The sequence below is a fragment of the uncultured Fibrobacter sp. genome (assembly GCF_946062555.1).
Lineage (GTDB): Bacteria > Fibrobacterota > Fibrobacteria > Fibrobacterales > Fibrobacteraceae > Fibrobacter.
The window spans coordinates 15,572-27,852 of record NZ_CAMGVQ010000048.1 but is presented as its reverse complement, the minus strand read 5'-3'; the positions used below and the strand labels follow the sequence as shown (position 1 = coordinate 27,852).

General features: G+C 53.4%; 7 protein-coding genes. 5 read left to right on the top strand and 2 right to left on the bottom strand.

Annotation, left to right across the window (positions count from 1 at the left end; genetic code table 11):
- Positions 1-3,238, bottom strand: a 3,238-nt coding sequence (gene nifJ / locus Q0P86_RS12650; protein ID WP_295039897.1) for a pyruvate:ferredoxin (flavodoxin) oxidoreductase, incomplete at its 3' end; no start/stop codon positions are given.
- Between the two features lie 236 nt (positions 3,239-3,474).
- On the opposite strand from nifJ, the gene Q0P86_RS12645 reads away from it, so the two are divergent.
- Positions 3,475-4,311, top strand: a complete 837-nt coding sequence (locus tag Q0P86_RS12645; RefSeq protein WP_290991710.1) for a hypothetical protein — start codon at positions 3,475-3,477, stop codon at positions 4,309-4,311.
- A 120-nt stretch (positions 4,312-4,431) separates the two neighbouring features.
- Here the strand turns inward: Q0P86_RS12645 and glgC are convergent, their stop codons facing one another.
- A complete protein-coding gene (glgC, locus tag Q0P86_RS12640) occupies positions 4,432-5,682 on the bottom strand; it encodes a glucose-1-phosphate adenylyltransferase (RefSeq protein ID WP_290991711.1) in 1,251 nt (416 codons plus the stop codon).
- Between the two features lie 265 nt (positions 5,683-5,947).
- Between glgC and Q0P86_RS12635 the strand changes: the two genes are divergently transcribed.
- From Q0P86_RS12635 to thiE, 4 genes are all read left to right on the top strand, one after another.
- The gene (locus tag Q0P86_RS12635; protein WP_291022584.1) at positions 5,948-7,807 is read left to right on the top strand and encodes a phosphoenolpyruvate carboxykinase (GTP); all 1,860 of its coding nucleotides are present in this window, start codon (positions 5,948-5,950) and stop codon (positions 7,805-7,807) included.
- A gap of 354 nt (positions 7,808-8,161) precedes the next feature.
- Positions 8,162-8,764, top strand: a complete 603-nt coding sequence (locus Q0P86_RS12630) for a PadR family transcriptional regulator (protein ID WP_290991713.1) — start codon at positions 8,162-8,164, stop codon at positions 8,762-8,764.
- Positions 8,765-8,933: 169 nt separating this feature from the next.
- Complete coding sequence (locus tag Q0P86_RS12625) at positions 8,934-11,453, top strand: glycosyl transferase (RefSeq protein WP_295039895.1); 2,520 nt, start codon at positions 8,934-8,936, stop codon at positions 11,451-11,453.
- Positions 11,454-11,615: 162 nt separating this feature from the next.
- Positions 11,616-12,245 carry a thiamine phosphate synthase gene (gene thiE, locus Q0P86_RS12620; RefSeq protein WP_295039892.1) on the top strand — a complete coding sequence of 210 codons (630 nt, stop codon included), beginning with the start codon at positions 11,616-11,618 and terminating at the stop codon, positions 12,243-12,245.
- Positions 12,246-12,281: the final 36 nt, after the last annotated feature.

Here is a 12,281-nt window from a genome sequence, read left to right as displayed (position 1 = left end):
TCAGGGACGGACCATTGTGTGCTTCCGCTTCCTGGAGAACCTTCAGGGCCTGAGCATCGTTTGCGCCGAGGGCGATACGGCCCACGTACACATTCTTGTAGCTCATGGCGATGAGGCCCAGGTCCTTCTTGCCGGCGCGCTTACCAGCGGCAGCGAAGAGGGCGACTGCGCCACGGTTCGTGGCCTTGGAAGCCTGTCCACCGGTGTTGGAGTACACTTCGGTATCGAGGACGCAGATGTTCACGTTTTCGCCCGTGGCCATCACGTGGTCAAGACCACCGTAACCGATGTCGTATGCCCAACCGTCACCACCGAAGATCCATACGGACTTCTTCACGAGGTAATCGGCGAATTCGTCGCGGAGGCTTACGGAAGCTTCGTCGGTTGCACCAGCGAGAGCTGCCTTCAGTTCAGCAACGTTAGCGCGCTGAGCCTGGATGCCGGCTTCGTCGGACTGATCCTGAGAAGTGAGCTTAGCCTTGAGTTCAGCAGGAACGTTCACGGCTTCGAGGAGGGAGAGAGCCTGCTTGGCATGCTTCGTGATAGCGAGGCGCATACCGAGACCGAATTCGGCGTTGTCTTCGAAGAGGGAGTTCGCCCAAGCGGGGCCGCGGCCTTCCTTGTTCTTTGCCCACGGAGTGGTCGGGAGGTTACCGCCGTAAATGGAGGAGCAACCCGTAGCGTTCGCGACAACCATGCGGTCACCGAACAGCTGAGAAACGAGACGCACGTAAGCGGTTTCGCCGCAGCCTGCGCAGCTTCCGGAGAATTCGAACAGCGGTTCCAGGAGCATGGCCTGCTTGACGAGGTTCTTGTTGACCTTGGTGCGGTCGAATTCCGGGAGATCGACGAAGAAGTCCCAGCACTTGCCTTCCTGGACCTTGATGGGTTCCTGCGGCACCATGTTGATGGCCTTCTTGGTTTCGTCGGTCTTGTCCTTACCGATACAGGCCTGCGTACAGACGCCGCAACCCGTACAGTCGTAGCTGGACACGGAAATGGCGAACACCGGCTTTTCGGAACCTTCGAGCTTGAAGCCCTTGGCCGGGGTGTACTTGAAGCCTTCCGGAGCGTTCTTCACGGCGGATTCGTCCACAACCTTCACGCGGATGGCTGCATGCGGGCAGACCATGGCGCACTTGCCGCACTGCACGCAAGCGTCCGGATTCCAACTCGGGATGTTGAGGGCGAGGTCGCGCTTTTCGTACTTGGTGGTACCGGTCGGGAACACGCCGTCGCAAGGCATCTTGGAGACGGGGAGGAGTTCGCCGTTGCCCTTGATGATTTCTGCGGTGACTTCGTTCACGAACTTCGGAGCGTCGCCGTGGATCGGAGCGCGGAATTCCTTCGTGCTGGTGACAGTAGCAGGAACCTTGACTTCGAACAGGTTAGCAAGAGAGGCGTCGATAGCGTCCCAGTTCTTCTGGACCACTTCCTGACCCTTCTTGGCGTAAGTCTTTTCGGCGTACTTCTTGATGTACTTGATGGCGGTTTCGGCATCGAGCACGTTACCGAGCTTGCTGAAGAAGCAGGTCTGCATCACGGTGTTGATGCGGCGGCCCATGCCGGTCTTTGCGGCAACGGCGTAAGCGTCAATCACGTACACCTTGAGGTGCTTCTTGATGATTTCTTCCTGCACCGGACGCGGGAAGGTATCCCACACGGTGTCGGCGGAGTGCGGAGTATTCACGAGGAAGGTTGCGCCATCCTTCGCGTACTTCAGCATGTTCACGGATTCCAGGTGCGGAGTGTGGTGGCATGCCACGAAGTCGGCTTCGTTTTCGCCAATCAGGTACGGGGCGTCGATGATGCTCTTACCAAAGCGGAGGTGAGAGGTGGTCATGGAGCCGGACTTCTTGGAGTCATAGACGAAGTAGCCCTGTGCGTAGTTGTCGGTTTCGTTACCGATAATCTTGATGGAGTTCTTGTTGGCACCCACGGTACCGTCGGAACCCAGACCGAAGAACATGGCCTGGAAGAAGTCGCTTTCCAGCTTGAAGTTCGGGTCGATGGTGAGGCTCGTGTGGCACACGTCGTCGTTGATACCGACGGTGAAGCGTGCCTTCGGGTCGGCCTTGGAAAGCTCGTCGTAGATGGCCTTGACCATGGCCGGGGTGAATTCCTTGGAGGAAAGACCGTAGCGGCCGCCGATCATCTTCGGCATGGCCATCTTGCCCGCCATCACGGCTTCGCTGATTGCGGTCAGGGCGTCCTGGAAGAGCGGTTCGCCTGCGGAACCCGGTTCCTTGCAGCGGTCGAGGACGGCAATCTTCTTGACAGTCTTCGGGAGAGCTGCAACCACGGCTTCCATCGGGAACGGGCGGTACAGGCGGATGTTCACGAGACCGACCTTTTCGCCCTTGGAATTGAGGTACTTGACGGTGTCACCGATGGTGCAGGTCGAAGAACCCATGGAAATGATCACGCGTTCGGCGTCGGGTGCACCGACGTAATCCACGATGTGGTACTGACGGCCAGTGTAGCTTGCGACCTTGTCCATGTACTTCTGGACAATTTCCGGAACCTTGGCGTAGAACGGGTTCACCGTTTCGCGGCCCTGGAAGTAAACGTCCGGGTTCTGTGCGGTACCGCGCATGGTCGGGCGGTCCGGGGTGAGGCAGCGTTCACGGCATGCCTTCACGTACTTTTCGTCGATGACGTTACGGATAACGCCGTCTTCGAGAGCTTCGATCTTCATCACTTCGTGAGAGGTACGGAAACCGTCGAAGAAGTGCATGAAGGGCACGCGGCTTTCGAGAGTGGAAGCGTGGGCCACGAGAGCGAGGTCCTGGCATTCCTGCACGCAGCTGGAGGCGAGCATGGCAAAGCCGGTCTGGCGGCAGGCCATCACGTCGGAATGGTCACCGAAAATAGAAAGGCCCTGCATGGCAAGGGCACGGGCAGTCACATGGAAGACCGTGGGGGTCAGTTCGCCCGCAATCTTGTACATGTTCGGGATCATCAAGAGAAGACCCTGGGAAGCGGTGAAGGTCGTGGTCAAAGCACCGGCCTGGAGCGCTCCGTGAACGGTACCGGCAGCGCCACCTTCGGACTGCATTTCAAACACGCGGGGAACCTGTCCCCAAATATTCTTCTTGCCTGCAGCACTCCAGTTGTCGGCGTGCTCAGCCATAGGACTAGACGGTGTAATCGGGTAGATAGCCGCTACTTCGCTAACAGCAAATGCTACGCTAGCGGTGGCCTCGTTACCATCACACGCAATCATCTTTTTTGCCATGTGTGTATCTCCAATATTGGGTTGAATTAAAAATCCGAGAATAAAATTACATAGATTTCGACAAAAAAACAGAAAATTTTTTGAAAAAATGCGTAATTCAATAAAAAAATGGCAGTGATGAACCAATCCGATTTAATTGTTTCTTTTCTGCAACATTTAACAACATTTTTTATGAATTTCTCATTGAAAAAGATGTCATAAAAATATATCTTTTATGTAAACAAAAGGAGTTCTGTATGAATTTGAAAAAACTGGCTTTGGCCCTTACCCTTTCAGCCTCTTTCGGCCTCATGGTGGCTTGTGACGATGAATCCTCCCCGGCAGCCCCGAAGGAAAATGCAGAGCCGGCATCCAGCGCTTCCGTGACGGAATCCAGCGACGCCCAGGGTGGTGAAAAAATCAACTCTAGCGAATCCAAGGGTAACGACATCCAGTCCAGCGAATCCAAGGCCGCTGATCCGACTTCTAATGAATCCCACAGCGGCGTAAGCTCTTCTAGCGAAGAAGGCTCTGCAGCTACGTTTGGCGCTTCCTGCGATCAGGAAGGTGCGAAAGAAATGACCTCCTATATGGGTGTTTCGCTTGAACTTGTTTGCCAGGACGGCAAATGGTCTATCGACAAGAATTTGCTTGCATGTTCCGACGAAGGCGCTATTAAGGATACGACCTTCTCGATGAATGGCGTTTCTCTGCCGGTTAAGCTGGTTTGCGAAGAAGGCGAATGGACTTATGACGAAGACCTTAATGAAGTCGACAATTCCTGCGAAACTGAAGGTGCCACCAAGGATACGTCCGTGACCTTGAATGGAAAGAGCTATTCGGCAAAGATGGTTTGTAAAGATGGTGAATGGATTGCCGATCAGTCTTGCAAGGAGGGCGAAACCCAGGAAGTGGACTTGGGTGGAATAACGATGAAGCTCGTTTGCAAAGATGGCGAATGGGCCGAAGACGAGGAAGCCAATGCCTGTGCCCCAGAAGGAGCCAAGAAGAATCTTGAAATCAACGGATTAACGATGCCGATGGTCTGCACAGACGGTGAATGGATGCCGGATTTAGACTTGGGGAATTTCTAATCGTCCATTAATTGGAAAAAGTTTAAAGTCCCGGTTCATGACCGGGACTTTTCTAATGCATTTTTTTGCAGGGTTTGCGGCGCTCGCCTTACCGGGCGTTTCGCTTTTTGTATGTAAAGCTTATGCCTTAATGATAGTATCCTTAGCGAGGACGACGATGCCGGATTCAGTCACGTGGAAAAGCTTCCTGTCGCGTTCCAGGTCGTAGCCGATCTGGAAACCCGCCGGAATGTGCAGGCCCTTTTCGATAATGGCTCGGCGCACCTTGGCTCCTGGACCGATGGTCACATTCGGGAAGAGAATCGATTCTTCGACGAGGGCGTCCTTCTGGATGGTCACGCCGGGGGAGAGGATGCTCTTGACAACGGTTCCGCCACCAATGATACAGCCCGAAGACACGATGGAATCGATTGCAGCCCCCTGGTGCGAATCTCCGTCGCCGGCAAAGAACCTTGCAGGAGGCTGGTTCCAGTTGTAGGTGCGGATAGGCCAATAGTTATTATAAAGGTCGAATGGCGGATTTTCGGAGCAGAGGTCCATGTTCGCTTCGAAGAAGGCATCAAGCGTGCCCACATCGCGCCAGTAGCCCTTGGTGCTGGCCTGTTCGCCACGCACTATATTGGTATTGAAGTCGTACACGTAAACAGGGTAGTCCTTGTACAGGCTCGGAATGATGTGCTTGCCAAAGTCGGTAGCCCCATTTTCGGCTCCCTTCAGGAGTTCGCGCACAAGGAACTTGCTCGTAAAGATATAGTTGCCCATGCTCGCGAGGCAGTAGCCGGGATTGCCGGGCATTTCTTTCGGGTTCTTGGGTTTTTCTTCGAAACCGATCATGCGATTATCGGCGTCAACTTCAATAATACCGAATTCACGCGCCTCGGAAACCGGCACCGGGATGGCGGCGATAGTCAAAAGAGCGGCGCGGCTCAGGTGGAAATCAATCATCTGGTTGATGTCCATCTTGTAAATGTGGTCGCCACCGAAAATGGCCACGAGGTCCGGGCGTTCATCGGTAATAAGGTTGATGTTCTGGAAAATGGCATCGGCGGTCCCCTTGTACCAATCATCGCCAGTGCGCATCTGGGCAGGCACAAGGTCCACGTACTGGTCAAGACTTGCGTTCAGGTTCCAAGCTGCCGAAATATGCTTGTTCAGGGAATCGCTCTTGAACTGCGTGAGCACCTTGATTTTGAAGATGCCGGAGTTGATAAAGTTGTTCAGAACAAAGTCAATAATACGATAGGTTCCGCCAAAGTGAACAGCCGGTTTGGCGCGGTCGCGGGTGAGGGGTTGCAGACGGCTTCCTTGGCCGCCAGCCATAATCATGCAAAGAATATTTTTTTGATGTTCCCTAGAATAAGACCAACTCATATAACCTCTTGAGGTTTACTTTTTTGTATACACAAGCCTAATTTATGTATTTTTTGACGAAAATGTAAACTTTTTTATCAAAAAAGCAAAAAAAAATCGCAAAAAAAAATTTTTTATGGGGGAGGGCGGACTGCGTGTGGAGGATGACAGGTGTTTTTTGGTTAAATTTTTAAAAATCCCCCTGCAATCTGTACATTATTTTTTGTACATTTATCGCGTTCGAAATGATCGAAACGTAACGTTAAACCAAATAGGAGTTACCTATATGAGTCTCACTCTCAACGACATCAAGCATAACAAGATCAAGGCTTGGGTTGAAGAATGCATCGCCATGTGCGAACCGGACAACGTTGTTGTTGTTGACGGTTCCAAGGAAGAATATGACGCCCTCATGCAGAAGTGCGTCAATGCAGGCCTCGCTACGAAGCTCGCCAAGAAGGAAAACTGCTACCTGTTCCGTTCTCTACCGTCTGACGTGGCGCGTGTCGAATCCCGTACCTTTATTTCTTCCGTGAAGGAAGAAGATGCTGGTCCGACCAACCATTGGATCGACCCGAAGGAACTCAAGGAAACCATGAAGGGCCTTTACAAGGGTTGTATGCACGGCCGTACCATGTACGTGATTCCGTTCTGCATGGGCCCCCTCGGTTCCCCGATCTCCAAGAACGGTATCGAACTGACCGACTCTGAATACGTTGTCCTCAACATGGACATCATGACCCGCGCTGGCAAGAAGGTTCTCGACATTCTCAATGCCGACCAGAACGCTGAATTCGTGCCCTGCCTCCACTCCGTGGGTAAGCCGCTCAACAACGGTGAAACCGACGGCGGTATCTGGCCTTGCGCAGACGTCGAACACAAGTACATCACCCAGTTCCCGGACGAAAAGCTCATTTGGTCCTATGGTTCTGGCTATGGTGGAAACGCTCTTCTCGGCAAGAAGTGCTTCGCTCTCCGTATCGCAACCGTTCTCGCTCGCGATGAAGGCTGGCTCGCTGAACACATGCTCATCCTCAAGCTCACGAACCCGAAGGGCGAAGTCAAGTATGTGACTGGCGCATTCCCGTCTGCTTGCGGTAAGACGAACCTCGCCATGCTCATCCCGACTATCCCGGGCTGGAAGGTCGAAACCATCGGTGACGACATTGCATGGATGAAGTTTGGCAAGGATGGCCGTCTCTACGCCATCAACCCGGAAGCCGGTTTCTTCGGCGTTGCCCCGGGCACCTCTGCAGAATCCAACAAGAACGCTCTTGTTTCTGCTGAAAAGAACACCATTTACACGAACTGCGCACTCACTGAAGATGGTGACGTCTGGTGGGAAGGCATCGGCTATCCGGCCAAGGGCAAGCTCATTGACTGGAAGGGCAATACCCGTGACGCTCTCCCGAAGGATAAGGCTCCGAAGGGCGAAGAAATGGCTCACCCGAACGCTCGCTTCACCGCTCCTGCTAACCAGTGCCCGTGCATTGCTAAGGAATGGGAAGATCCTGCCGGCGTGCCGATCGACGCTATCCTCTTCGGCGGCCGTCGTCCGTCCACCATTCCTCTGGTTCACCAGTCCCTCAGCTGGAACCACGGCGTGTTCCTCGGCTCCATCGTGGGTTCTGAAATTACCGCTGCTTCCACCATCAATGCAGCCGAAGTCGGTAAGATCCGTCGCGACCCGTTCGCCATCCTCCCGTTCTGCGGCTACAACATGGGCGACTACTTCAAGCACTGGATCGAAATCGGTAAGAAGTCTACCGAAGACAAGCTCCCGAAGATCTTCTACGTGAACTGGTTCCGCAAGGATGCCAACAACGAAAAGCTTCCGGGTGGCTTCATGTGGCCGGGTTACGGCGACAACAGCCGCGTGCTCGCTTGGATCTTTGACCGTTGCAACGGCGACAATTCCAACGTTGTTGAAACCGCTATCGGTTACATGCCGAAGACCCTCAACACCGACGGTCTCGCTGACTACTACAAGGAAACCCTCCCGGAAATCCTCAAGGTTGATGTGGAAGGCTGGAAGAAGGAACTCGCCGACGTTAAGGAAAATCACTATCCGAAGTTCGGCGCTCACCTCCCGAAGGAACTCTCCGACATCATCGACATGATCCAGGATCGTTTGAACAAGGCATAATTGTTCGCAAGCCGAGAGTCGCGGTCTAGCTTGCTAGACCATGACCGAGGCGTAGAACAACGGACTGCAAAGCTGTCCAATAAGGCGAGTGAAGCGGGAACAAACTCGTTTGTTCCCATTTCCGAGCCGATATGCCTGCGCTCGTAGAGCGCAACGCATAATAAGTTTCCTTAAGGAACTTTAAAATCCCTGCTACCAACGATGGTGGCGGGGATTTTTTTGTAAAATGAAAAAAATTTTTGCCCAATTGTGTTTTTTTATGTATATTCCAAGTTGGAATAATCCAATAGATGAATTTTCATTAAGTGAAAAACTTTTGATTTTGCATCTGTGGAATTAGAATAAGGTTTTTATATGAATCGTTATGACTTGGTACTGCTGGGCCTCATCGTAGAGAAGGAGCGCAGCGGTTACGACATCATTACCGAGATTCGCAATCGTGAACTGGACCGCTGGGCAAACCTCAGTACATCGACAATTTACAACAGGCTTGCGACTCTCGAAAAGCACGACAATATCGAAGGCCGCAACGTTCGTGACGGTAATCGTCCGGAACGTGTTGTTTTCTCGATTACCGAAAAGGGAAGGGAGACCCTACGCAAGGAAGTGCTCAAGCACCTGACAGGATTCAACGACGACCCCAGGACACTTGGTTTCGCTTTCCTTTTTGGAGCGGAACAAAAGGAGCTGATCCGTTCACTCGAAGCGCATGAACGCCGTCTGGTGAAAGAGGTAGAACGTTTGGAACAGATGATTGCCGAAGAACCGCGCCCGACTCTTTTTGCCGAAGGCCCATTCCTCAACTGCATGAGCCGCGACCACATTCTGGTGGAACTCAAGTACGTGCGTGCGGCGATTGGAATCTTGCGCGATCCGGTTCGCAACAAGAAGCTGGACGGCTACTTCTACATCAACTTTGGAAACCGCGATTTTGAGAATTTCAACCAGAAAGGTTAGACGAGAGAACGGGCTTCGCCCTACAGACGAGAGACGAAAGGTTTAAATTGACGCTTCGCGTGAAATAGAAAAGTTTTTCGCTTCTTTCTCTCGTCTCTCGTCTCTCGTCTCTCGCCGAATTCCTATATTTACCGCGTTAAATTTAACAACCCCCTCTTACGGAGAAACAATGGCTACAAAACAGACCAAGAAGAGCGCCCCGAAGGCCAAGAAAGTTGCTGCAAAGACTGCTGCAAAGTACGGCTACTTTGATGACGCCAAGAAAGAATACGTGCTCACCACGCCGGCAACCCCGATCAAGTGGTGCAACTATGTTGGTACTTTGAACTTTGGTGGTATCGTGGATACTACTGGCGGTACCCTCGTTTGCAAGGGCGACCCGGCCCTGAACCGTATCACCAAGTACATCGCCCAGATGCCTTGCTCTGACTTTAAGGCCAGCACCATCTATATCCGCGTGAAGAACGCCAAGGGTTACACCGTGTTCTCTCCGTTCGTGGTTCCGACTCTCACCAAGATGAAGAAGTGGGAATGCCACGTGGGTCTGTCCTACATGCGTTGGATTGCCGAATGCGAAGGCCTCCGTACGCAGGTGACGATTTTCGTTCCGACCGGCTCCAACACTCTCCTCCAGGACATCCAGGTCACGAACCTCGACAAGGCTTCCAAGGAAGTGGACATTATCCCGGTTTATGAATTCAGCCACTTCGAAGCTGAAAAGCAGCTCACCAACGCCGACTGGGTGCCGCAGACCATGACCCTCAAGGGCCATTGGGAAAAGGACGGCCACGTGGTGCTGGAACAGTACGCTTACATGAAGCGTGACTTCGCCGTGAACTACGTGACTGCTAACTGCAAGGTCGGTAGCTTCGACGGTGACCGCCGCGTGTTCCTCGGCGCAAACGAAATGGGTTCCTGGGCAGCGCCTCTCAGCCTCGGGAGCAAAGAACTTTCCAACAGTGAATGCGATCGTGGCGACAACATTGCCGCTCTCATGATCCACGCTGGCAAGATTGGCGCGAACAAGACCTTCCGCACCTGCACCCAGCTGGGTCAGGAACAGAGCCTCAAGGTCGCTGCCAAGGCTATCAAGAAGTACCGCGACTTGAAGAACGTCGACAAGGCTTTCGACGAACTTGCCGCTTTCTGGCAGAAGTACCTCTCTACGATCCAGGTGCAGACTCCGGATGCTGCGTTCAACTCCATGGTGAACGTCCACAACCCGCGTCAGTGCCACACCACCAAGAACTGGAGCCGCTACCTGTCCCTGTATCAGCTGGGCTACGGCACCAGCCGCGGTATCGGTTACCGTGACTCCAGCCAGGACCTCATGGGCGTGATGAGCCACATGCCGGAAGAAGCATTGGAACTCGCCCTGAACCTGCTCTCTGTGCAGCGCCCGGAAGGTAACGCTATGCACCAGTACGCTCCGCTCGCCCTTGCTGAAGACAACGGCAACGAAGCTAACGCCGGTGACTCCCGCGAAAAGAAGGGTGTGCTCGACGAAAACGGCAACCCGGCTTACGCTGACTGGTACGGCGACGACCACCTGTGGATCGTTCTCACTGTTGCAAACTACCTCAAGGAAACCGGCAAGATGGACCTCCTCAAGAAGGAAGTCACCTTCTACGAAGCCGGCAAGAAGCGCGCTCAGCGTGAAAAGGGCACCGTGCTCGAACACCTCAAGCGCTCCCTCAACTTTACCCGTACTCACCTCGGTAAGCACGGTCTTCCGCTCCTCGGCTTTGCCGACTGGAACGACTGCATGAACCTCCCGCTTGGTGCAGAATCCTCCTTCAACACGGGCCTGTATGCTAAGGCTCTCCTTGAAATGATGGACATCTGCGAAGCTCTCGGCGACACCAAGTCTGTCGAAATGTACAAGGGCTGGTACGAAGACGTGAAGAAGGCCTTCAATGACAGCGCTTGGGACGGCAAGTGGTGGGTCCGCTGGTTCGACAAGCAGGGCAACGCCTACGGCACCAACAAGGCCAAGTACGGCAAGATTTACTGCAACAGCCAGTCCTGGTCTGTGATTTCTGGCATTGCTACTGGCGACCGTGCCGTGATGGGTATGGACAGCCTGAACAAGCTCCTCAACACCGCCAACGGCGTGAAGAGCTCTACTCCGGGCTACCGCGGCTTCGACCCGAACGTGGGTGGCATCTCCACTTATCCTCCTGGAGCCAAGGAAAACGGCGGTATCTTCCTCCACACTAACCCGTGGGTGATGATTGCCGAAACGATTCTCGGCCGTGGCGACAAGGCCTTCCAGTATTACAGCCAAATTAACCCGGCTGCCAAGAACACCAAGCTCGACGAGTTCGAATCTGAACCGTATTGCTATCCGCAGAACATCCTCGGTGACGAACACAAGCAGTTCGGTATGGGCCGTAACGCATGGCTCTCCGGCACCAGCTCCTGGACTTACCAGGCTGCAACGCAGTTCATCATCGGTGTGCGCGCAAGCTTCAAGGGCCTCATCGTGAATCCCTGCATCCCGAGCTCTTGGGACGGCTTCAAGGTGACCCGCAAGTTCCGCGGTGCTACCTACGAAATCGAAGTGAAGAACCCGAAGCACGTGTGCAAGGGTGTCGCCGAGATGATCGTCGATGGCAAGAAGATTGACGCTGATGTGGCCCCGATCTTTACGAAGGGTGTTCACAAGGTCGTCGTCACTCTGGGCTAATTTGAATTAGAATTTAGGTTCTAAGCCAAATTTGGATTTAGATATCCGCTTCTATCGAAGCGGATATTTTTTTTGCTATCGCTAGGCTCTCTGCGTTTCTTGATTGAGAAATAATCTTGAGAAGTCCGCTCCGTTTGGAGCGGATTTTTTATTTTTGTGCGCATGAAGAATCTCGATACGACGCTTTATTTTATTACGGATAGCACGACCGTGCCGGAAGATCGTTTTTTGCCTGTGGTGGAGGCTGCTTGCAAAGGAGGCGCAACCATTATTCAACTGCGCGAAAAAGACCGGTCTACCCGCGAATACTTGGAACTTGCGAAGGCGACTCACAAGATTACGGCTCGTTACGGGATTCCCCTGATTATCGATGACCGCGTGGATGTGGCGCTTGCGATTGGTGCCGAGGGTGTTCATGTGGGGCAGAGCGATATGCCGGTGCGTTTGGCCCGCAAGCTCATGGGCGAGAGCGCGATTGTGGGAGCGACTGCAAAGACGGTGCTGCAGGCGCTTGAAGCTTATGAGCAGGGTGCCGACTACTTGGGCTGCGGCGCGATTTACCCGACGACGACCCACGTGAAAACGGTGATTACGCCGGTGGAAACCTTGAAAAATGTGGTGAAAGCGGTGCCGATTCCGGTGAATGCGATTGGCGGACTCAACAAGGACAATATCTTTGTGCTGAAGGACTCGGGTATTGCGGGCATTTGCGCCGTGTCTGCGATTATGAAGGCGGCCGACCCGGAGAGGGCCGCGCGCGAACTGAAACAGGCGTTCCTAAATATAAAATAACCCATAAAGAATCTTTATGGGTATCTCACAAGCCGA